17 protein-coding genes and 2 tRNA genes are annotated in these 20,710 nt (G+C 62.1%); 9 read left to right on the forward strand and 10 right to left on the reverse strand.

The window, feature by feature from the left end; genetic code table 11:
- The 5 genes from QVG21_RS04370 to rbsK form a co-directional block, all read right to left on the reverse strand.
- Positions 1 to 1,611 carry an ADP-ribosylglycohydrolase family protein gene (locus tag QVG21_RS04370; protein WP_287922575.1) on the reverse strand — a complete coding sequence of 537 codons (1,611 nt, stop codon included), beginning with the start codon at positions 1,609 to 1,611 and terminating at the stop codon, positions 1 to 3.
- Entirely contained in the window at positions 1,598 to 3,583 is a 1,986-nt protein-coding gene (locus QVG21_RS04375) for an ADP-ribosylglycohydrolase family protein (RefSeq protein ID WP_287922577.1), read from the reverse strand. The genes QVG21_RS04370 and QVG21_RS04375 overlap by 14 nt, the downstream gene beginning before the upstream one ends.
- Positions 3,584 to 3,592: 9 nt before the next feature.
- Positions 3,593 to 5,107 (reverse strand): RagB/SusD family nutrient uptake outer membrane protein, encoded by a 1,515-nt coding sequence (locus QVG21_RS04380; protein WP_287922579.1) that lies wholly within the window; start codon positions 5,105 to 5,107, stop codon positions 3,593 to 3,595.
- Positions 5,108 to 5,116: 9 nt separating this feature from the next.
- A complete protein-coding gene (locus tag QVG21_RS04385) occupies positions 5,117 to 8,056 on the reverse strand; it encodes a SusC/RagA family TonB-linked outer membrane protein (protein ID WP_287922581.1) in 2,940 nt (979 codons plus the stop codon).
- 131 nt (positions 8,057 to 8,187) lie between these two features.
- Positions 8,188 to 9,096 carry a ribokinase gene (rbsK, locus tag QVG21_RS04390; RefSeq protein ID WP_287922583.1) on the reverse strand — a complete coding sequence of 303 codons (909 nt, stop codon included), beginning with the start codon at positions 9,094 to 9,096 and terminating at the stop codon, positions 8,188 to 8,190.
- Between the two features lie 162 nt (positions 9,097 to 9,258).
- Between rbsK and QVG21_RS04395 the strand changes: the two genes are divergently transcribed.
- Positions 9,259 to 10,266, forward strand: a complete 1,008-nt coding sequence (locus QVG21_RS04395; RefSeq protein ID WP_251213858.1) for a LacI family DNA-binding transcriptional regulator — start codon at positions 9,259 to 9,261, stop codon at positions 10,264 to 10,266.
- 70 nt (positions 10,267 to 10,336) lie between these two features.
- On the opposite strand, the gene QVG21_RS04400 is transcribed toward QVG21_RS04395, so the two are convergent.
- Positions 10,337 to 10,786, reverse strand: a complete 450-nt coding sequence (locus QVG21_RS04400) for a cupin domain-containing protein (RefSeq protein ID WP_287922586.1) — start codon at positions 10,784 to 10,786, stop codon at positions 10,337 to 10,339.
- Between the two features lie 188 nt (positions 10,787 to 10,974).
- Between QVG21_RS04400 and QVG21_RS04405 the strand changes: the two genes are divergently transcribed.
- From QVG21_RS04405 to QVG21_RS04415, 3 genes are all read left to right on the forward strand, one after another.
- Positions 10,975 to 11,346 carry a winged helix-turn-helix transcriptional regulator gene (locus QVG21_RS04405; protein WP_287922588.1) on the forward strand — a complete coding sequence of 124 codons (372 nt, stop codon included), beginning with the start codon at positions 10,975 to 10,977 and terminating at the stop codon, positions 11,344 to 11,346.
- 97 nt (positions 11,347 to 11,443) lie between these two features.
- Entirely contained in the window at positions 11,444 to 11,791 is a 348-nt protein-coding gene (locus tag QVG21_RS04410) for a helix-turn-helix domain-containing protein (RefSeq protein ID WP_287922590.1), read from the forward strand.
- A complete protein-coding gene (locus QVG21_RS04415; protein WP_287922592.1) occupies positions 11,785 to 13,065 on the forward strand; it encodes a type II toxin-antitoxin system HipA family toxin in 1,281 nt (426 codons plus the stop codon). The genes QVG21_RS04410 and QVG21_RS04415 overlap by 7 nt, the downstream gene beginning before the upstream one ends.
- A 196-nt stretch (positions 13,066 to 13,261) precedes the next feature.
- On the opposite strand, the gene QVG21_RS04420 is transcribed toward QVG21_RS04415, so the two are convergent.
- Positions 13,262 to 13,336 (reverse strand) — tRNA-Val (locus QVG21_RS04420).
- A 167-nt stretch (positions 13,337 to 13,503) separates the two neighbouring features.
- Positions 13,504 to 13,577 (reverse strand) — tRNA-Asn (locus QVG21_RS04425).
- Between the two features lie 126 nt (positions 13,578 to 13,703).
- Between QVG21_RS04425 and QVG21_RS04430 the strand changes: the two genes are divergently transcribed.
- From QVG21_RS04430 to gltA, 3 genes are read left to right on the forward strand one after another with little or no spacing between them, the layout of a single operon-like run.
- Positions 13,704 to 14,780, forward strand: coding sequence for a DUF1573 domain-containing protein (locus QVG21_RS04430; protein WP_287922594.1), 1,077 nt, complete (start codon positions 13,704 to 13,706; stop codon positions 14,778 to 14,780).
- A 17-nt stretch (positions 14,781 to 14,797) separates the two neighbouring features.
- Positions 14,798 to 15,679, forward strand: a complete 882-nt coding sequence (locus QVG21_RS04435; protein WP_287922596.1) for a sulfide/dihydroorotate dehydrogenase-like FAD/NAD-binding protein — start codon at positions 14,798 to 14,800, stop codon at positions 15,677 to 15,679.
- 24 nt (positions 15,680 to 15,703) lie between these two features.
- Positions 15,704 to 17,098 carry an NADPH-dependent glutamate synthase gene (gene gltA, locus QVG21_RS04440; RefSeq protein ID WP_287922597.1) on the forward strand — a complete coding sequence of 465 codons (1,395 nt, stop codon included), beginning with the start codon at positions 15,704 to 15,706 and terminating at the stop codon, positions 17,096 to 17,098.
- Positions 17,099 to 17,193: 95 nt separating this feature from the next.
- On the opposite strand, the gene QVG21_RS04445 is transcribed toward gltA, so the two are convergent.
- Both QVG21_RS04445 and QVG21_RS04450 read right to left on the reverse strand, forming a co-directional pair.
- Positions 17,194 to 18,243 carry a glycosyltransferase family 9 protein gene (locus QVG21_RS04445; protein WP_287922599.1) on the reverse strand — a complete coding sequence of 350 codons (1,050 nt, stop codon included), beginning with the start codon at positions 18,241 to 18,243 and terminating at the stop codon, positions 17,194 to 17,196.
- Positions 18,230 to 18,832: a DUF4254 domain-containing protein gene (locus QVG21_RS04450; RefSeq protein ID WP_251213849.1), complete on the reverse strand. Its 603-nt coding sequence runs from the start codon at positions 18,830 to 18,832 to the stop codon at positions 18,230 to 18,232. Before QVG21_RS04450 ends, QVG21_RS04445 begins: the two co-directional genes overlap by 14 nt.
- A gap of 88 nt (positions 18,833 to 18,920) precedes the next feature.
- Between QVG21_RS04450 and QVG21_RS04455 the strand changes: the two genes are divergently transcribed.
- Both QVG21_RS04455 and QVG21_RS04460 read left to right on the forward strand, forming a co-directional pair.
- Complete coding sequence (locus QVG21_RS04455) at positions 18,921 to 19,925, forward strand: glucosaminidase domain-containing protein (RefSeq protein ID WP_287922602.1); 1,005 nt, start codon at positions 18,921 to 18,923, stop codon at positions 19,923 to 19,925.
- A 56-nt stretch (positions 19,926 to 19,981) separates the two neighbouring features.
- Entirely contained in the window at positions 19,982 to 20,668 is a 687-nt protein-coding gene (locus QVG21_RS04460) for a hypothetical protein (protein ID WP_287922604.1), read from the forward strand.
- The last annotated feature ends 42 nt before the right edge of the window (positions 20,669 to 20,710 follow it).

A 20,710-nucleotide genomic window follows, 5' to 3' on the forward strand; every position in this document is an offset into this window, starting at 1 on the left:
TCAGTTCTTCATCGGGTCGATGGACGAATAGGTTGCTAAATCGTTTAAGCGAATCAGATAGTCCCGCTGCGGATTGAGCCAGCGCAGTTCGACGGTGTGGTGTCCCTCGGGCAGCAGGTAGCGCCAGGCGGGTTCGAGCCGCCGGTCGGTGTTCTTCATGGGCATGCGCACGCGCTGGTCGAGCCGGCCGTCGATCCATATTTCGAGCTCGGCCACGTAGGGGTCGTCCAACTCGGCGAGGCCGAAGACCTCCGAACCGATGTGGCGCATCGACACGCGGTGCACGTAGTCTTCGGTGACGCTGCGCAGGCAGACCAGGTTGCCCCAGACGATGAAGCCGTTGCCGTCGAAATCGAACGTCAGCCGGTCGCGCAGGAAGCAGTCCATGCGGCTGCGCGAGGTGGGGTAGGTGTCGGTGAAGTTCTGTTCGAGGGGCAGCACCTCGGGCCGCCGCTGCGGGATGGTCACCTTGTCGGCCGTGACGCTGCCGCCTGCGCGGCCTATCATCTCCAGCGCGTGGGCGCAGCTCATGTCGTAGGCCTTGGCGAGCGAAACGTCGGTGCCCTCGAAGTCGAGCTGCTCGATTTCTTTCAGCGGGTCGAGCCACTTGGCCGGGATGCCGGAGTAGCCGAGCATGACGCCCAGGACGCCGCCCACCGTAGCGGGATTGCAGTCGGAATCCTGCCCGCAGCGGGTGGCGATTTCGATGGAGCGGGCGAAGTCGCCCTTGCCGTAGAGCAGCCCGACGGCCACGTAGGCCGCATTGATTTTGGCGTCGATGTTGAAGCTGAGGAAGACCCCTTTGGGGCAGCCCACGTCGCGGTTCCACTTCTTGTGGAGCTCGAACCAGCAGGCCTCCCAGTCGTCGGGGTTGCGGCGGTAGCAGCGGCGCACCTCGTCGACGCATCGGTAGAACTGGCTTTCGGCCGGGATGGGCTCCAGCGCCATGTCGAGAATCCGCACGGGGTCGTCGCAGACGAAAGCCGCGGAGTAGAGCCCGGCCACGAAAGCGCCGCCGTAGAACCCGTCGCCGCTGTTCATGATGTGGCCCACGCGCGAAGCGATGTCGAGTGCCTCGGGCAGCAGGCCCGGAGCCATGAGCCCGATGAAGTCGGCTTCGATCTGGAAATCGAGGTCGTCGGCGTGGGGGTTGTTGAGCCAATGGCCCGAAGCGGGCGGCATCAGGCCGTTGCGGATGTTGTAGCGCCCGGCCTGGTTGGCGTGGGCGAGGTGGTACTCGGCGTCGGCGAAGCGGCGGGCGAGCTGCTCGGGGGTGGCGTCGAGCCCCAGCTGCTGGAACGATTCGACGAACGTAAGGTCGTTGTAGATGTCGTCGAACAGACCGGGCTTCTTGTCCCACCAGTATTTCACGAAGTGGTCGTTCCACGCGATGGGGTGGTAGTCCTGGATGGTCGTTCCGGTGAACTTGAACTCGGTGGGGGCGCCGTAGACCACGCCGATGGTCTGTCCGGCCCAGCCGCCCATGATTTTGTCGCGCAGGGCGGCGGTGGAGAGCTCGGCTTCGGCGGCGGGCCGCTGGGTGCAGGCTGCGGCCCATGCGAGGGCGAGCAGCAGGGTATGGCGGAAGATTTTCATTTTATTCGGCTTCATAGACGCTCAGTTCGGTGACGGAAAGGAACGCCGAGGTGTTTTTGGTGGCCTTGTTCCAATGGGGCTGCACCTTGGTGTCGGCGATGATGCGGACGGCGGTGGTCTCGACGGGCTCGAACTCGAAGAGGTATTCGACGAAATGGGGCTGGATGAAGACCTCGTCCGATGCGGGCAGGCCGGGGGAGACGGAACAGCCGCTCACCTCGTGCCAATGGCCCTGCCCGTCGCGGTATTGGACGGCGATGGACGAGAACCAGCCGCCGAACTCCTCCATGCAGCCCATGTCGAGGGCGACCATGCCGATTTTGCGCGGCGCGGCGAACTCGTAGCCCAAGTAGTCGACCTTGGGGATGCAGGCCTCGGCCGCCAGCGTGTAGAAGACCGACCCGGCGCCGTAGCGCACGCCGTCGTTGATGACCCCGACGTGGTCGGCGTACATGGGATGGCCGAAAGTGATCCAGCAGTTGTAGAGATGCTCCTTGTTGACGTTGCGCACGTTGGCCAGCACCGAATCGGCCTGCGGGGCGATGTTGCGGCCGCGCACGACGAGGGTGAATTCCTTTTCGATGCGCTGCGTGCCCTTGGAGAGCGAGAGGGTGACGGGGTACTTGCCCGGACGGGCGGCGGTGCCGGAGAGCCGGCCGTTGCTGAAAGCGAGCCCCTCGGGCAGGGTGCCTTTGGCCAGCTGCCAGTCGCAGCCGGCGTTGGTGACGCATGCGAACGAATGGTCGACCGGCGTGCCGGCCTCGATGCGGGGCTGGGGACCGACGCAGAATTCGAGCGGCGCGACGAAACGGGCCCGGGTGTCGACCGAGAGCCGTTCGCCCTTGGCGGTCTTGACAACGCGTCCGCCCTTGGAGCAGGCCAGCGCAACGGCCTGAGCCACGGTGCGGTCGATCATGTCGTCGATGGAGGCGTCGGGCATGTCGTAGCGCGTGATGTTGATATAGCGGTCGTTGAACGGCTTGGTCCACCCCGCGAGCGGCTTGGAAAGGGCGTCGGGGATGGCCTTGGCGCCGTACATGACGCCCAGGAGCCCGCCGATGGTGGCCGTCTGGTTGTCGCAGTCGAAACCTGCGGCGCACCCGATGTCCATGGTGCGCTGGAGGTCGCCGCCGCCGTAGAGCAGGGCGAGGATGCCCATCGCACCGTTGAGATTGGCGTTCCAGATGGTTTTGGTCATGGCCTCCTCCTCGTGGTAGTATTTGCGGGCGAGCTCGGCGCGGGCCGTCTGCCACGACGAGGGGTGGGCGTCGTAGAGGGCGAGCACCTCGCGCACGGTGGCGGCGTAGCGGTCGCCTGCGGGCAGGTACTTCAACGCGGTTTCGACCAGCTTGCGGACGTCGCGGCAGAAGAACGCTTCGGCGTACATGGCCCCATAGTGGACCGTGGGCGACGTGGCCCAGCCGTCGCTGGTGATGCGGGCGGCCCATTCGGATTTGGCGGCGGCGTAGGCCGTCATGCCGGGGGCGGTGTAGGCCCATATTTCGTTGATGAGCTGCGGGTCGATCTGGTACCAGTGGGGGTTGTACTGCGCGCTGCCCGTGAACGGGGGCGTGAACCCGTAGTGCATGAGCCCCAGCGCGGCCCGGTTGGCGAGCCACACGCGGTCGCGGATGTGGTACATCCACCCCTCGCGCATCTGGGCGTAGGTGGGCTCCGAACCGTATTTCTCCATCAGGGTGAGGTAGAGATACTCGATGTCGGTGTCGTCGTCGGAGAAAGCGCCGTCGTACTGCGCCAGCTTGGCGAGGTTCTTCGAGTAGCCGTAGGGGAAGTCGGCTTCGCTGCCGGGCTCGCCGACGAACTTGTTCTCGAAAGGCAGGCCGTAGATGTTGCCGACCATCTGGCCGATCCAGGCGCCTGCGATTTTGTCGCGCAGCTCCTCCATGGAGATGGAACGGCTGCGGGCTGCGGTGCTGCCTGCGAGCAGGAGCAGCAGGGCGGTGACGATGTATTTGAGTTGGGTCATGGGAGGGGTTTATTTGGTGTAACCGGGATTCTGTCTGAGGTTGGGGTTGGCGCCGAGCCGCTCGCGCGGGATGGGGTAGAGCTCGGTGTAGGCGGGCGACGCGGAGGGCTTGCACCACCAGGTGCCGTTGTACTTGCCGAAGCGGATGAGGTCCTGGCGGCGCCAGCCCTCGACGGCGAGCTCGTGGCCGCGCTCGGCCAGCAGGCTCTCCTCGGTGAGGGTGGCGGCGGTGAAGGGTGCGAGCCCGGCGCGGGTGCGGACAGCCTGCAAATCGGCGTGGGCGACCGCTTCGGCGGCCTTGCCCTGCCGCAGGCACGCCTCGGCGTACATCAGCACGACGTCGGCATAGCGGAAGACGGCGAAATCGTTGTCCATGCTGGTCTGGTCGCTCTTGAGCAGCCCGTCGGTCTGGTACTCCCACTTGCCCACGGGAGCGCCCATGTGGAGCGAGCGGCCGTTGGCGTAGGCCTCCTCGGGAACCTCGGGGCTGATGGTGAAGGTGCCGTCGGCGCCGCTGAACTCGCCGTAGAGCCATGTTTTGGCGCGGCGCGTGTCGGCTTCATCGTAGGACGCGAAGAAATCGGGCTGCGCGATGAAGCCGTCCCACCCGGCGGCGGGGATGTTGTAGAGCTTGCACAGCTGCTGGTTGAGCGTGAGGATGAAGATGACGAAATCGTTGTGGTCCGACTGGGTGTAGACAGTGCTGTAAGGGATGACGAAGATGTTTTCGCGCGACGCCTCGTTCTTGACTGCGAAGTTGGCCGAGTAATTGGCCTCGATCTGGTAGTGTCCCGGGTTCATGACGGCCAGGCACGCCTTTTCGGCCTTGTCCCACATGGGCTCCCCGACCCACTTTTCGGCGTTGAGGTACATTTTGGCCAGCAGCGTGTAGGCCATGCCCTGCGTGACGTGGCCGTAGTTGGCTGGCGAGGGAACCTCTTCGAGGAAGCCGATGTTGTCGAGGATTTCGCGCTCGATGAAGCTGAAGACGAACTTGCGGTCTTTCTGCTCGGGATAGTTCTTGTCGGCCGCGTCGACCGAGAAGGGGACGTTGCCCCAGCCGTCGATGGCCAACATGTAGAAATAGTCGCGCAGGATACGCACCTCGGCCAGAATCTTGGCCTTGCCGTCGAATTCGAGCGAATTGTTCTCTATTTCGTGGAGCACGTCGTTGCAGGCGGCGATGCCGTCGAAACAATAGTCCCAACCCATGCGCACGAGCTTGTTGGAGGGGGTGTAGGTGTGCCGCTGCAACTCGGCGTAACGCGGGTCGACCCAGTCGTTGACGCAGTTCTTGGGGGCGGCCAGCTCGTCGCCCGCCTGGATGTTGAGCGTCCAGAGACTCTGCTCCGAACCGTAGGCCTGCAACATGTTGTAGGCCCGGGCGGCGTAGATGCGCAGGCTCTCCTCGGAGGTGAAGAAATCCTTTTTCTGGATGTCGGAGTAGACCTCCTCGCTCAGGTCGGTGCAGGCCGCGAAGAGGAGACCCGCCGACAGGAATAGGGCTTTTATGGATGTTTTCATGGCGTTGCGTCAGAATTTGAGGTTCATGCCGAAAGTGAATTCGCGGGTGCGCGGGTAATAGCGCGGGCTTTCGATGCCGGGGGTGAGCCCCATGAGCGAGACTTCGGGGTCGACGCCCGAATAGCCCGTCAGGCAGAAGAGGTTCTGCGCCGCGAAGTAGAGCTTGAGCCGCTTGATTTTACTCGTGGGCTTGAACGGGATGGAATAGCCGAGCGAAATGTTGTCGAGCTTGAGGTAGGAAGCGTCTTCGAGGTATTTCGACGAGTAGGTGACCTGCCCGGTGAAAGTCGGGTCGTCGAGCCACGAAGCCATGATGTTGCGCAGACCGATGCCGTTGATGTTCTCGAACTCGGCCCGCATGTTGTTGAAGACCTTGCCGCCGACCGAAGCGCGCAGGGTGAAGCCCAGCTCCCAGTTGCGGTAGGTGAAATTGTTGCTCCAGCCCAGCGTGACGTCGGGATAGGCCGAACCGAGATATTCCCACTTGCTTTCGGCCACCGACCCGGCGATGGAATTCTTGAGAATATCTTTGCCCGTTTCGGGGTCGACGCCCTCCCACACCGGACCGTAGAAGGCGCCGAGGCTCTGCCCCTCGATGAGCCGCTGGCAGTAGACGCCTACGGGGGTGTTGAGCCAGCCGATTTTGTACTCCTGGTTCTTGAACTCCTCGTTGGTGAACTTCACCAGCTTGTTGGTGTTGTGGGCCAGGGTCAGCGTGGTGGTCCAGCGGAAATTGCGGGTGACGACGGGAATGCCCGACAGGGTGACTTCGACGCCCTGGTTCCGGACCTCGCCGACGTTGGTGAAGTAGACGTTGTAGTCGTAGGGCGGGACGGGCACGTCGTACTCGTAGAGCAGGTCGGTCGTGCGGCGCGAATAGTAGTCGACGGCGCCCGACAGACGCCCCCTGAAGAACGAGAAGTCGATACCGACGTTCCATTCGGCCTTTTTCTCCCAGCCCAGTCCGGGGTTGGCGTTGCTCTTGGGCGAATAGGTGCTCTGCCACTTGCCGTTGTTGTAGAAGTAGCCCTTGGCGCGCATGAGAAGCAGCGAACGGTAGTTGTCGAAGTCCTGGTTGCCCGTGACGCCGTAGCCTGCGCGGATTTTGAGCTCGTCGAGCCACTCGGCGTCGCGCAGGAACGATTCGTTCGACAGGCGCCACCCGACCGACACGGCGGGGAACCAGCCCCACTTGTGGTCGGTGCCGAAGCGCGAGGAACCGTCGCGACGGAGCGAAGCCGACACTAAGTAGCGGTCGTCGTAATTATACATGACGCGTCCGAAGAAAGCGATGTACTTGTTGGCCTCCTTGTGCGACCCCATGCTGGCGGTGCCCTGCTGGAGGGCCGAACCCGCGCCGATGTTGTTGGTGCCGAAGAGGTCGTTGTCGAAGCCCTCGTTGGCCATTTCGGCATACTGGTTCATGCCCCACTGGTAGGTGTAGCCGAGGAGCGCCTGCAAATTATGCTTGCCGAACGTGCGGATGTAGTTGAGGGTGCTCTCCCACTGGATGTCGTTGCTGTAGGAATTGTAGATCGAAGCGCGCCCGTCGGTGCCGATGAGCGAGGGGTAGTAACGGGTCGAATAGCTCCGCGACTCGTAGCGCTGCATGTTGTAGGCGAAGAAATTGTCCCACTTGAGCCCCTTGACGGGGAGGATGTTGAGCGAAGCGCGAACGTTTGCGCCGAAGTCATCGGAGGTGTTGTTCTCGGTCCGCTCGCTGACCATGGCCACGGGGTTGAAGTAGTCCATGCCGACGATGCGGCTGTAACCGCCCGCCTCCTTGTTGGCGGGGTCGTAGACAGGTTCGGTGGGGTTGTGGAAGAACGCCTGCCGGAACGCGTCGTAATTGGCGGGCTGGGCGTCGCGCCGGGTGTAGAAGGCGTTGTAGTCGAGGTCGAGCCATCCGTCGAGCACCGACTGGCGGATGTTGGTCTTGAACATGTACTTGTTGGCCGTGTTGCGGCGCTGCAAGCCCTGGTTCTGCTCGACATTGAGAATGGTGCGGTGGGAGAACTTCTCGGAACCGCCCGAGAGAGCGACGCTGTGCTTGTGGCTGATGGGGGTGCGGGTGATTTCGTCGAACCAGTCGGTGTCGTAGCCGTAGAGCGACCCGGCGTTGGAGGGGGCGTAGTTGTTGATGGTGTGCTCGAACTCCCGGGCCGACATGGGCTTGGCGCGGTTCAGCACGGTCTGGACGCTCACTTGTCCGTCGTATTCCAGCGAAGTGGAACCCTTGCTGGCGCGCTTGGTCGTGATGATGACCACGCCGTTGGTACCCCGCGTGCCGTAGATGGCGGCGGCCGAACCGTCCTTGAGCACGTCGATGTTCTCGACCTCCTGGAAGTTGATGTTGCGGATGTCGGCGCCCACGACGCCGTCGATGATGACCAGCGGACCCTGCCCGGCGGCGAGGGTGTTGGTGCCGCGCAGCATGATCTCGAACGAAGCGGCCGGGTCGCCGCCGCTGGGATTGGTGACCGTGAGACCGGCGACCTTGCCTTGCAGGAGCCCTGCGGCGGAGGTGAACGAACCGGTGTTCATGTCGTCGCTGCCGAGACTGGCGACCGAACCGGTCAGCTCCTTTTTGGTGGCCGTGCCGTAGCCGATGACCACCACGGCGTCGAGCGAACGCGCTTCCTCGGCCAACTGTACGTCGACGGCCGTGCGCGAGCCGATGGTTTCCTGGACGGGGTTATACCCTAAATAATTGAAGTGCAGGATTCCCCCCCCCGCTAAATCGGCGGGGAGTTGCAGCGTATAAACGCCGTCGAGCCCGGTTGTGGCGCCGAGCGTGGTACCTTGGATGGTGACCGTAACACCCACGAGGGGTTCGCCGCTGCGGGCGTCGGTGACCGTACCCGTCACCGTGCGGTTTTGTGCCGCCAGCGGCAGCGCGGTCAGCAGCGCGATGCCTGCGGCGAGAACTCGGTGTAAAAAGTGCGTCATGAGGTTGGTAGGTTTATGTAGTTTGTTGGTATGTTGCTTTTTCGGTTTCGGGAGGGCTTGGACGAGTTCGGCTCTGCATCCGGCTTGGCGGAAAGGTGCATTGGATGCGGCTTACCCGGTCTGCCGAAAAGTTACTCCTTGCCGTCCAGCTCTTTGCGGTAGGGAATCGACGCCTGAGCGCCCAGGCGGGTGACGGCGATGGCCGAAGCGCGCGAAGCGAACCGCACGGCGTCGGAAAGGGTCGCCCCCTCGGAGAGGGCCACGCACATGGCGCCGTTGAAGGTGTCGCCTGCGGCGGTGGTGTCGACGGCCTTGACTTTCCGGGCCGGGATGCGCTCGAAGTTTTTGCCGTCGCAGACCAGCGCACCCTGCGAACCGAGGGTGATGACGACGTTCTGCACCCCCTTGCCGACCAACGATTGCGCGGCCTGCTCGGCGCTCTCCCAATCGCTGATCTCGATGCCGGTGAGCATCTGCCCCTCGGTGCGGTTAGGCGTTATGATATATAGTCCGTCGAGCAGCTCGGCGGGCAGCTCGGCAGCGGGTGCGGGGTTGAGAATCACCTTGACCCCGGCCTTGCGGGCCATGGCGGCGGCGTGCGCCACCACTTCGACGGGCGTTTCGAGCTGCATGAGGAGGAACTGCGCCGATTCGATGTCGCGGCGGAGTGCGTCGACGTCGGCTTTCGAGAGGTTGTTGTTGGCGCCCGGAACGACGACGATGCTGTTCTCGGCCTGGGCGTCGACCGTAATCACGGCGATGCCCGAGGGGGCGGTGTCGTCGCGCAGGACGGTGCGGGTGTCGATGCCCTCCTTTTCGTAGCCCGCCACGGAGCTGTCGCCGAACATGTCGCGGCCGACTTTGGCGATGAAGGTCACGCCGTCGCCCAGGCGGGCGACCGCCACGGCCTGATTGGCGCCCTTGCCTCCGGCCGTCATCATGAACTGCTCGCCGAGCAGGGTTTCGCCGGGCAGCGGCATGCGGCCGGTGCGGACCACGAGATCGGTGTTGGAACTGCCTAAAACGACTATTTTGTTCATTTGCGCAGGTTTTTGGGTTGGTATTGGGGTTTGGGTTGGGTTGCTGTTTAGCACAAACGTTTGTGCAAATATATTCATAATTTTCAGAAGTGCAACGAAAAGCCGCGGTTTTTGATGGAAAAATTGCTAATTTTGTGGTGGAATACTAAAAATCAGGGGCGTATGAAGAAGGAGACGATCATCAGTCTTTCGCAGCGGACGGGCTTTTCGGTGTCGACCGTGTCGCGGGTGCTGAGCGGACAGGCCGCCGACTACCGCATCAGTGCCAAAACCATTGCGCTGATCGAATCGGAAGCCAAGCGCTGCGGCTATACGCCGAGCCTGCTGGCCAAGGGGCTGCGGACCAACCGCACGCACACCATCGGACTGGTGGTGCCGTGTATCGGCAACCCCTACTTCGCCATGATTGCGTCGGTCGTGACGGCCGAAGCCAAACGCCTGGGCTACACCATCATCATCGTCGATTCGGTCGAAAGCGAAGCCGACGAACAGGCGGGCATCCGGTCGCTGCTGTCGCACAAGGTCGACGGAATCATTGTGGTGCCGTGTGGCAACGACCCCTCGCTGCTTGAGAGCGTGAACGCTGCGACGCCCGTGGTGCTGATAGACCGTCACTACGATAATTCGGAGTTGTCGTATGTTTGCACCGACAACTACCAGGGGAGCGTCGAGGCGGTGCGCTATCTGGTCGCATGCGGCCACCGCGATATTCTTTGCATCCGCGGCAACCTGCAATCCTCGCCCGTGAAGGCCCGGGTGAAAGGCTATCTGGATGTGTTGCAGGACGCGGGACTTGCCGACCGGGCGATGGTGCGGGGCGCGAGCTTCTCGGTGGACAACGGCTATCTCGAAACCAAACTCGCCCTCAGTTCGGGCGTGCGCCCGACGGCGATTTTCGCCATGAGCAACACGATTCTGCTCGGAACCATCAAGGCGGTGCGCGAATCGGGGCTGCACGTGCCCGAGGACATTTCGCTGGTGTCGTTCGACAATTCGTCGTACTTCGACCTGCTCGACCCGGCGATTACCCATGTCAGCCAGCCCATCAACAACATGGGCACGCTGGCCATCAAGATTCTGATGGGGAAAATCAACGGCCAGTCCGATGCCAATGCGTCCATCGAGCTGCCGGCGCAGTTCGTCATCAGCGCTTCCGTCAAGCGGCTGTAAAACGTTTCGGCACATACCTTATAAGAAATGCCCGCTGTGAAAGCGGGCATTCGTGCTGACGGAGGGGTGGTTACCACTCGACCGGGCCGGGCAGGATATGGCCGTCGGCGGCATCGTCGGCGGTGAACGTGCCGGCGCGATACTGCACGCAGAGCATGACGAGCGGTTCGCCGCCGCCGTTGCGCACGGAACGCCTGCCCTCGGGAGCCACGCGCACGACAGACCCCTGCCCGACCGCGAAGACGGAGCCGTCGACCTGGAATTCGCCGCGGCCCGAGAGGAATACATAGAGCTCCTCGTGGGTCTCGTGGGAGTGTAGGAATCCTGTCTCCGTCCCGGGAGCGAACGACTGGAACGAAAGTTCGGCTCCGGTTGCGTGCAGGGCCTGCCCGCAGAAGACCTTGCCGGGGATTCGGATTTCGGGTCCGAGTTCGAGGACGTATTCGCCCAAGCGGTCGAAACGGCCAGCGTCGATTGCCGTGCAGTTGCGCCCGGCGAAGAGTTGCGCGAGATTTTTCATGGCTTTTTGAGTTTGTTGTACGCCGCAAAATTAGGGTCTGTTTTTGGCTTTGTCAAGTAGGCACTTCGCAGTAAGTCGGTTACTGTCAGGTAACTAAAGCTGGGTGCGAGGATGTTGGCAATGCGAAAAAAAATGTTTGCTGTGGAAAATTTATTTGCTTACTTTTGTATACCGTACAATAAAAAGCCATGAAAAGAACCGACACCGATGCCGTCCTATATTCCGGCTGCCCTATCCGCAATATTCTGTCGCGGTTTTGCGACAAATGGTCGTTGCTGGTGTTGCATACGCTGCATTCCAACGGGGAAGCTCCCCTGCGTTTCAAGGAACTTCAGCGCCGGATTCCGGACATTTCGCAGAAGATGCTCACGGTCACCCTGCGGACGCTGGAAGAAGACGGATACGTAAAGCGCACGGTTTATGCGGAGGTGCCGCCGAGGGTGGAGTATCGGCTGACCGAAAGGGCCGAATCGCTGTATCCCTGTCTGTCGGCCTTGTGCGATTGGGCAGTCGAAAATTTCGAGGCCATCATGCGGGAGCGGGGCAAGGCAGCCGAATAGTTCATGCGGGAAAGCGGTTCGCGATTCCGGTGTTAATGGTTGTAAATTCAGATTTTATTGCTATATTTGCGGTGTAATGGTTTAATTCGCGGCTGTTATGGGCGACCTCTATGCGCTTTCCGATACGATGATTTTACAGCGCATCGGCAGCAAAATCAAAAATCTTCGACTGCGGCAGAACATTACGCAGAGCAGTCTGGCGGAATCGGCCGGAGTGTCGCTCTCGACCGTAAAAAAGATAGAGGGCGGCGAAATCGGGTCGTTCGATTCGCTGCTGCGGCTGCTGCGGACGCTGGGGAAACTGGATGTTTTCCAGCCGCTGGTCGAGGAGGAAGAACTGAGCCCCGGCGAATATTACGAACTCGTGAATTCGGCGCGCAAGAAGACGCGGCAGCGCGCGACGAGCCGCCTTGAGAAGACGAACAAAGAGGAATCGGAATGGTAGACGTTGCGAGAGTGAATCTGTACGGCACCCATGTGGGGACGTTCCGGTGGGACACCCGGCATGAGGTGGCGCAGTTCGAGTACGACCGGGATTTCGCGGGCAGGGGGATGGAGCCCTCGCCGCTGATGATGCCCGTGCGGCCGGGGCGCGTCTATTCGTTCGGCGAGCTCAGCCGGCCGACTTTCAAGGGGCTGCCCGGGCTGCTGGCGGATTCGCTGCCCGATACCTACGGCCGTGCGCTGTTCGACCGATGGCTTGCGCTGACGGGGCGGACGAGCGGGAACGCTGTCGAGACGCTCTGCTTCCTGGGCAAGCGGTGCATGGGCGCGCTGGAATTCGAGCCGACGGCGGATATGGTTCACGACCCGAATCTGAAAATCGAAATCGACACGCTGGTCGACGTGGCGCGGGACGCGCTGACCGAAAAGACGGAATTCGGGGCCAATCTGAAAGCCGACAAGCGGGCGGCGATTGCGGAAATCCTGCGGCTCGGCACCTCGGCCGGCGGGCAGCGGGCCAAGGCGATCATTGCCTACAACAAGACGACGGGCGAAGTGCGTTCGGGGCAGATCGAGGCTCCGGAAGGATTCGACTACTACTTGATCAAGCTGGACGGTGTGTCGGCGGAAGCCGGATTCCGGGAAACAGGCAACTACGGCCGGCTCGAATATTCGTTTTCCCGGCTGGTGCGCGAGTGCGGCATCGAAATGTCGGAATGCTCGCTCATCGAGGAGAGCGGCCGGGCCCATTTTCTGACTAAGCGTTTCGACCGGGTCGGCGGGAAAAAGGTGCACATGCAGACCTTGTGCGGCATCGCGCACTACGACTACGGGATTCACCGTGCCTATTCCTACGAGCAGGCGTTCAACGTCATGCGGGCCCTGCGGCTGCCTTATTCGGATGCGCAGGAAATGTTCCGCCGGATGGTTTTCAACGTGGTGGTCCGCAACCAGGACGACCACACGAAGAACATATCGTTTCTCATGGGCGAGGACGGTGTGTGGCGCCTGTCGCCCGCGTATGATATGGGCTATGCCTACAATCCCGACGGTGTTTGGACGAGCACGCACCAGATGTCGGTCAACGGGAAATTCGACGATATTACGCGCCGGGATTTGCTGGAATGTGCGGCGCGGAACAACATCAAGAATGCGCCGCAAATCATAGACGGAATTTGCGATGCCGCTTCCCGCTGGCCTGCGATTGCCGCGGATTGCGGGGTGTCGCGGAAAGTAATCGACGCCATTGCGCCGAACATGCTGCTGAGGTTGTAGGAACCCGCTGAGGAACTAACTCGCTGCGCTCGTTTTCCCCTTGGCGCCTAAAAGAAGTACCCCCCCCCGAAGACAAAGCCGGATTGCGTACGGGCTCTTTTGTCGGATCGGCATCTTCTGCAACTAATTGCGTCCATGCCGATAACAACAAAAGCCACTCGAAAGAGTGGCTTTGTCTTGATGTTTCGTTTCTCTGTGGGAGCTGAGGGATTCGAACCCCCGACCCTCTGCTTGTAAGGCAGACGCTCTGAACCAGCTGAGCTAAGCTCCCCTAAAAATGGCTTGGGACTGCAAAGGTAATTCAATTTTTGCGAACTCCAAATTTTCGGGCGAAAATTTTATCCGCAGGTTTCGGATTCGTCGCTGCCGGTATCCCGGCCGCGGCTCTTCAGAACCACCTTGCTATTGAAAGAACCTCGTGCAACCCTCGCACATCTGCGCCTGAACAAGGACTTGAACCTAGGACCCCATGATTAACAGTCATGTGCTCTAACCAACTGAGCTATTCAGGCTTCGGAACGACGCTCGGTGTCATCGTTTCGGAGTGCAAATATATAGCAAAATTTCATTCCCGCAAAATTATTGTGCGAAATTTTCGCAAAAAATGTACCTTTGCATGGCAGAACCGACCGATGACGATGAATTCGATAACGCGGATATTGCTCATTTTCATGGCGCTGGGCTGCGCGGGTGAGACCTGTGCCCAGCTGGTGTTCGCGCCTGCCGCGTGGGACTTCGGCACTATCGAGGAGAGCGGCGGGCGGGTGAGCCATACCTTTACGGGCGTCAACCGGGGCGCGGAGCCCGTGGTGGTGCTCGATGTGGTGACTTCGTGCGGGTGTACCGTCCCGGAGTTTTCGCGCAGGCCCGTGCTGCCCGGCGATTCGACCCGTGTGACGGTCACTTACGATCCGATGAACCGGCCGGGCGTCTTTTCCAAATCGCTGGGCGTCTATTCGTCGGAGCGGAAGAAAATCGCGACGCTGACGGTCTCCGGCACGGTCGTGCCGCGGGAGAAGACGATCGGGGAACAATATCCTTTCGAGGCGGGCTCCGGGCTCCGGCTGGACGGAACGCTCTGTGCCTTTACCTATATATATCAGGGCGGGCAGAAGCAGATGGCTGTCGGCTATGCGAATACCTCCGGCCGTCCGGTGCGGCTGGAGCTTCGGCCCCGGATTTCGAGCGGGCTGCTCACAGCCGATTATCCGCGTTCGGTGGCTCCCGGCGAGCGGGGCGAAATCAACCTGCGCTATACGCTTCCTGCCGGGAAACCCCATTATGGGACGATACGCGATGCGCTGGAAGTGTGGGTCGACGGGCGCAGGAGCGACGTTTCGCTGACGGCGCATGCGATAGGGGCCGACGACCCGGCGGCGGTGACCTCCAAGAACGCGCCGCAGGTGAAACTGAGCGACATGATTGTCAAGTTCGGCCCGGTGAAACATTCGGCGCCCGCGGTGCGCAAAAGTTTCGTCCTCTCGAACGAGGGGCGCGGCGTGCTGATTGTCCGCGCGGTGGAACATAGTGGTCGATTCGGCGTGGGGCTGACGGCGGGCCGCAAAATCGCCCCCGGCAGCAGCTGCCGCGTGGAACTTGTGCTCGACCCCTCGGCGCAGGAATACGGACTGCTGACCGACCATTTGCTGCTGGTGACCAACGACCCGGTGCGCCCCATGCGGCGGGTGCGTCTGACGGCCATCATCGAAGACTGAAACCCAAACACAGACAGATGTATCCCATTCTCGAAAAGCGGTGCCTTGCCCAAGGCATCTGGCTCATGAAAATCCTCGCGCCGCGTGTGGCGTCTTCGGCGCTGCCGGGGCAGTTCGTCATCGTCCGCGCCGACGAACGCGGCGAGCGGATTCCGCTCACCATCGCCGATTTCGACAAGGAAGCCGGCACGGTGACCATCGTCACCCAGACCATCGGCGTTTCGACGCGCAAAATCTGCGCGCTGGAGACCGGCGACGCGCTGGCCGATTTCGCGGGGCCGCTCGGCCATCCGTCGGAATTCGTGCGGCTGTCGCCCGAGGAGCTGCGTTCGCGGCGCTATGTCTTCATCGGCGGCGGGGTCGGCACGGCGCCGGTCTATCCGCAGGTGAAGTGGCTGCACGAACACGGTGTCGACGCCGACGTCATCATCGGGGCCAAGAACAAGGAGATGCTGATTTATGCCGACGAAATGCGCGCCGTGGCCAAGAACCTGCACATCGCTACGGACGACGGTTCCGAAGGGTTCAAGGGGCTTGTGACGCAGCTGCTTGAGAAACTGATTGCCGACGGCGGCCGTTACGACGAATGCGTGGCCATCGGTCCGATGATCATGATGAAGTTCGTGGCGCTGACGACCAAGAAATACGCATTGAAAACCACCGTGTCGCTCAACGCCCTGATGGTCGACGGCACGGGGATGTGCGGAGCCTGCCGCGTGAGCGTGGGCGGGCGGACCCGTTTCACCTGTGTCGACGGACCCGAGTTCGACGCCCACGAAGTCGATTTCGACGAAGCGATGCGCCGCCAGGGAATGTACCGCACGCAGGAACAGCGCGCGGCAGCGATTGCGGCCGAACGCGAAGCGGGACACCAATGTAAAATCGGATTGGATAAATAGTCCGCTATTAACCCTTACAACGCCATGTCAACGAAGATACCGCGCGTAGCTGTGCGCGAACAAGACCCGGCACGCCGTGCGACCAACTTCGAGGAGGTCTGCTACGGCTACAATCCGGAAGAAGCGACCCTCGAAGCGTCGCGCTGCCTGAACTGCAAGAACCCCCGCTGTGTGGCGGCCTGCCCCGTGGGGGTGCGGATTCCCGAATTCATCGACGCCCTGCGGCAGGGCGATATGGCCCGGGTGTCGGCCGTCATAGCCCGCGACAGCTCGCTGCCCTCGATCTGCGGCCGGGTCTGCCCGCAGGAGACCCAATGCGAGGGTGCCTGCATCTTGGGCATCAAGGGCGAGCCGGTGGCCATCGGCAAGCTGGAACGGTTCGTCGGCGACTGGAAGCTGGCGCAGGAACCTGCCGCCGCGGAGCTGCCGCCCCGCAACGGCCGTCGGGTGGCCGTGGTAGGCAGCGGTCCGGCCGGGCTGGCGTGCGCGAGCGACCTGGCCAAGATGGGCTACGGGGTGAAGATTTTCGAGGCGCTGCACAAGGTGGGCGGGGTGCTGGTTTACGGCATTCCGGAGTTCCGCCTGCCCAAGGAGAAGATTGTGGCCCGCGAAATCGACGAGGTGCGCCGGCTGGGCGTGGAAATCGAAACCGACGTCATCGTGGGCCGGACCGTCACGGTCGATTCCCTGCTCGACGAGGAGGGCTACGATGCCGTGTTCATCGGTTCGGGTGCCGGACTGCCGCGCTTCATGGGCATTCCGGGCGAGAACCTGAACGGCGTGGTCTCGGCCAACGAATTTCTGACGCGCGCCAACCTGATGCGTGCTTACGACGAGGAGTACGACACGCCGATTTATGTAGGCAAGCGGGTCGTGGTGGTCGGCGGCGGCAACGTGGCGATGGATGCCGTGCGGACGGCCCGCCGTCTGGGCGCCGAAGCGACGATTGTCTACCGTCGGAGCGAAAACGAACTTCCGGCGCGTGCCGAGGAGGTCCACCACGCCAAGGAGGAGGGCATCCGTTTCCGGATGCTGACCAATCCGGTGGAGGTGCTGGGCACCGACGACGGCTGGGTGCGCGGCATGCGCTGCGTGGAGATGGAGCTCGGCGAACCCGATGCGAGCGGCCGCCGTTCGCCCGTGGTGAAACCGGGTTCGGAATTCGACATCGAGTGCGACGTGGCGATTATGGCGCTGGGCACCTCGCCCAATCCGCTGCTGGCCGCGACGACGGCGGGGCTGGAGACCGACCGCCGCGGCTGCATCACGGCCGATGCCGGGGGTGCGACGACGCGCGCAGGGGTCTTTGCGGGCGGCGATGCCGTGACGGGAGCTGCCACGGTCATCCTTGCCATGGGTGCAGGCCGCACGGCCGCCAAGGCGATAGACGAATATATCCGAGGGAAAATTCGCGGTTGAAAGTTCTCTTGCAAAAAAAGAAGACCGGGCATTGCTTTCGAGTGCAATGTCCGGTTTTTGCGAAAATGCCGGGTCTTTTCTGAGAAAACGGATAATTATGAATTCTGAATTCTCAATTCTGAATTTTGAATCGTTTCGTCGACCTTGTCGGCAATCATCTGCGGCGTGACGGAGCGCAGGCATCGGTAGTCGCCGAACCGGCAGGGTTTGGCGCCGTAGACCGAGCAGGGGCGGCAGGGCATGTCGGCTTGGAGTACGTGGCGCGGGTCGCAGCCCCAGCCGAGGAATCCCAGGCCGGGATGGGTGGCGCCCCACACCGACACGACGGGCGTGGCGACCAGCGATGCAAGGTGCATGACCAGCGAATCCATCGACACCACGCAGTCCAAGTGGGCGATGAGGTTCATTTCGTCGCTCAGCCCGATTTTGCCGTAGAGCGCCGTCACGTTGGGGTAGGCGCGCTCCATTTCGTGGGCGAACTCCGCTTCCGACCCTCCGCCGCTATGAATGAAGAGCCGTTCGCACCGGGCGGCGAGCAGCCGGACCGTTTCGCGGGCCAAGTCGTCGGGGTAGGTCTTGCCCTGCTGGGCCGAGAACGGGGCGAAGCCGAGCCAGCGGCCGTGCTTGTCGCCCATGGGGTTGGGCCGCTCGTGCGGCACGGCGGGCGCCGGGTCGTCGAACTCGAACCCCAGCTGTCGGAAGACGTCGCAATAACGCAACACGGTGTGGCGCAGGGGCGCAGCCTTGGCTCCTCCCTGCCGAATGAACTGCCGCTTCTGGGAATGCTCCTTGTCGATATGGGCCACCGGAACGCCGTGGAGCCACATGATATGGCGGAACGCTTCGGAACGCATGACGCCGTGGACGTCGGCGAGCCCGTCGATGCCCAGCTTGCACGCCTCGTGGGCGGCTTTCCACATGCCGACCAGCGAATGATGCCGCCCCTTGGTGTCGACTTCCAGGAAATCGACGCCCAGCCCGTCGAAGAAAGGACGGAACAGGCGCGGCGTGGCAACCGTGATCCGCAGCTCGGGGTAGGCCGCACGCAGGGCGCGCAGGGCGTGCGGCAGCATGGCCACGTCGCCCATCGCCGAAGTGCGGATCACCAGCAGATGCCGCGGCGGATGCGGGTTATTTTTTGCCATAGAGTACCGGGTTGAGCGCCGGGTCGTTGTACATCTTCATCTGTTTGTAGGTCTTCATGTACTTGCGGCCCGCCTCGATGTCGGCCAGCAGCTCCTCGATGGCCTGCGAGAGGTCGGTACGCTGGGCCAGCAGCACGTCGAGCTTGCGGCGGCAGGCGTCGCGGTGGGCGTCGGCCACGTCGGTGCGGCGCGTCTCCTGCTCCATGTGGTAGATTTTGAGCGCCAGAATCGACAGCCGGTCGACGGCCCAGGCCGGGGTCTCGGTGTTGAGCCGTGCGTCGGGTGCCGGAACGATGTCCTTGTACTTGTCCAGCAGGTAGGAGTCGATATACTCCACCATGTCGGTGCGCTCCTGGTTCGAGCGGTCGATGCGGCGCTTGATCAGAAGCGCTTCGGCCGGGTCGATTTCGGGGTTGCGGATGATGTCTTCGAGGTGCCACTGAACCGTGTCGATCCAGTTCTTGAGGTAGAGCAGGTGGTCGAGCGAGCCTGCTTCGTAGGGATTCTCGACGGGACGGTCCACGTCGTCGAAGCGGTGGTAGTCGTCGATGGCGCGGCTGAAAATCGCGAGGGCGTTTGGGGTGAACATAGCTTCAGCAAGGTTTATTGTTGCGGTTCCGTTATTGCAGTTTCGGCGAAAAGTCATACCTTTGTCAGGCAAACCCAAAACAAAGATAATGATTTTTTCCAGAACCGCAATACTCTTGGGCGGAATCGTGCTTTTCGCATCGGCTCCGGCCGCGGCCCAGAGCCGCCTCACGCGCGAAGAGTACGTCGAGCGCTACAAGTCTATCGCCGTGGCCCACATGGAGCGCTACGGCATCCCGGCCAGCATCACCATGGCGCAGGGCATCCTCGAATCGGACAGCGGCAACAGCCGGCTGTCGGTCGAATCGAACAACCATTTCGGCATCAAGTGCAAGCGCGGCTGGACGGGTCCGCGCGTCTTCCACGACGACGACGCCCCGGACGAATGTTTCCGGGCCTACGAATCGGTCGAAGCTTCGTACCACGACCACGCGGTGTTCCTCGACACGCAGCCCCGCTACGATTCGCTTTTCGCCTATCCGTCGACCGACTACAAGAGCTGGGCGCGCGGGCTCAAGGCTGCGGGTTACGCCACGGCTCCCGACTATGCGCAGCGGCTCGTGCGGCTCATCGAGAGCATGAAGCTCTACCTGCTCGACCAGCCGCAGGGCGAGCGGGTCTATGCGGCCCACAAGAGCGGCAAGTCGCTGGAGGAGATCGCCAAGACGTCGTACAGCGATGCCGAACGGCTGGCGGTGGGCGGTTACCTGATCGACCCGGACAACTACCGTGTGACCATCAACGCCCACGAAGGCTATAACGTATATACTACCAACGGCGTGCATTACGTTCTTGCCAAGGAGAACGACACGTTCGAGAACATCGGCCGCAAATTCCGCCTGTCGGCGGGCAACCTGCGCAAGTTCAACGACGTGAAGGGCCGCCGCTCGCAGCCCGCATGGGGCGAAGTGGTCTTCATCGAGCGCAAGCAGACGGCATGGCGGGGCAATGCCCGGCACCACATCTGCCACGAGGGCGAAACCACGTGGGCCGTGGCGCAGTCCTACGGCATCCGCACGCGTTCGCTCGAAAAACTCAACGGGCTGAAGAAAGGCTTCCGCCTGGGTGAGGGACAGGAAATACGAATCAAATAGTTCCGCTGCGGCTGCGGTTCTGCCGCAGGGGCCCGGAACGGCAAACCGACGATTTTATGGATACAACCCCGCTCAGAGTGCGGATTCTCGACACGCTGGTCCGCAAGTCGACCCTCAAGCAAAAGGTCTTCGACCACACGTTCGCGGTCTTCAACCTCTTGAAGGAGACTTTGCTGGAGATGGCTTCGGAGCTCGACGACCAGCTCGACGGCCGTCTGGACCGCCGTGTGCGCATCGAATACCGCGACCGCGGCAAGTTCGAGGTGCAGCTGCAGGTGGCCAACGACGTGCTGATTTTCCAGATGCACACCGACGTTTTCGACTTCGACGCGCAGCACCCCGTGCGGCAGACGCCCTATGTGCAGGCCGACGCCGAGAACGCCTATTGCGGCGTGGTCAACATCTACAACTTTCTGTCGGATTCGTTCAAGTTCAACCGCAACGCCGACGAGGGCTATCTGATCGGGCGGCTCTTCATCAACCGCGAACGCCGTTATTTCGTGGAGGGCAAGGGGCAGACTTCGCTGCGGGCCGCCGACTTCGGGCGGGCGGAAATCGACCGCGACGCCCTGGTGACGGTGCTCGAGGAGGCTATTGACTTCGCGCTCGGCTTCGACCTGCTGACCACCCCCTACGAGACGCTGGCGCGGGTGACCGTCGACCAGTTCAACACCAAGATGGACAACTCGAAATTCGTGACGGGCAAACGCCTGGGCTACGAATTCGATACTAAAGACGTGTGAGTTGAAAGCTATCTTCCTGCTGCTGGGGCTCTTTGCGCTGGG

It is taken from the genome of Alistipes sp. UBA6068, from assembly GCF_949428155.1.
GTDB classification, from domain to species: Bacteria; Bacteroidota; Bacteroidia; order Bacteroidales; family Rikenellaceae; genus Alistipes; species Alistipes muris.

What these genes read in the sequence shown, in the direction of transcription:
- QVG21_RS04370 (WP_287922575.1), bottom strand. Translation starts at nt 1,611, where the DNA reads ATGAAGCCGAATAAAATGAAAATCTTCCGCCATACCCTGCTGCTCGCC.
- QVG21_RS04375 (WP_287922577.1), bottom strand. Translation starts at nt 3,583, where the DNA reads ATGACCCAACTCAAATACATCGTCACCGCCCTGCTGCTCCTGCTCGCA.
- QVG21_RS04380 (WP_287922579.1), bottom strand. Translation starts at nt 5,107, where the DNA reads ATGAAAACATCCATAAAAGCCCTATTCCTGTCGGCGGGTCTCCTCTTC.
- QVG21_RS04385 (WP_287922581.1), bottom strand. Translation starts at nt 8,056, where the DNA reads ATGACGCACTTTTTACACCGAGTTCTCGCCGCAGGCATCGCGCTGCTG.
- rbsK (WP_287922583.1), bottom strand. Translation starts at nt 9,096, where the DNA reads ATGAACAAAATAGTCGTTTTAGGCAGTTCCAACACCGATCTCGTGGTC.
- QVG21_RS04395 (WP_251213858.1), top strand. Translation starts at nt 9,259, where the DNA reads ATGAAGAAGGAGACGATCATCAGTCTTTCGCAGCGGACGGGCTTTTCG.
- QVG21_RS04400 (WP_287922586.1), bottom strand. Translation starts at nt 10,786, where the DNA reads ATGAAAAATCTCGCGCAACTCTTCGCCGGGCGCAACTGCACGGCAATC.
- QVG21_RS04405 (WP_287922588.1), top strand. Translation starts at nt 10,975, where the DNA reads ATGAAAAGAACCGACACCGATGCCGTCCTATATTCCGGCTGCCCTATC.
- QVG21_RS04410 (WP_287922590.1), top strand. Translation starts at nt 11,444, where the DNA reads ATGGGCGACCTCTATGCGCTTTCCGATACGATGATTTTACAGCGCATC.
- QVG21_RS04415 (WP_287922592.1), top strand. Translation starts at nt 11,785, where the DNA reads ATGGTAGACGTTGCGAGAGTGAATCTGTACGGCACCCATGTGGGGACG.
- QVG21_RS04430 (WP_287922594.1), top strand. Translation starts at nt 13,704, where the DNA reads ATGAATTCGATAACGCGGATATTGCTCATTTTCATGGCGCTGGGCTGC.
- QVG21_RS04435 (WP_287922596.1), top strand. Translation starts at nt 14,798, where the DNA reads ATGTATCCCATTCTCGAAAAGCGGTGCCTTGCCCAAGGCATCTGGCTC.
- gltA (WP_287922597.1), top strand. Translation starts at nt 15,704, where the DNA reads ATGTCAACGAAGATACCGCGCGTAGCTGTGCGCGAACAAGACCCGGCA.
- QVG21_RS04445 (WP_287922599.1), bottom strand. Translation starts at nt 18,243, where the DNA reads ATGGCAAAAAATAACCCGCATCCGCCGCGGCATCTGCTGGTGATCCGC.
- QVG21_RS04450 (WP_251213849.1), bottom strand. Translation starts at nt 18,832, where the DNA reads ATGTTCACCCCAAACGCCCTCGCGATTTTCAGCCGCGCCATCGACGAC.
- QVG21_RS04455 (WP_287922602.1), top strand. Translation starts at nt 18,921, where the DNA reads ATGATTTTTTCCAGAACCGCAATACTCTTGGGCGGAATCGTGCTTTTC.
- QVG21_RS04460 (WP_287922604.1), top strand. Translation starts at nt 19,982, where the DNA reads ATGGATACAACCCCGCTCAGAGTGCGGATTCTCGACACGCTGGTCCGC.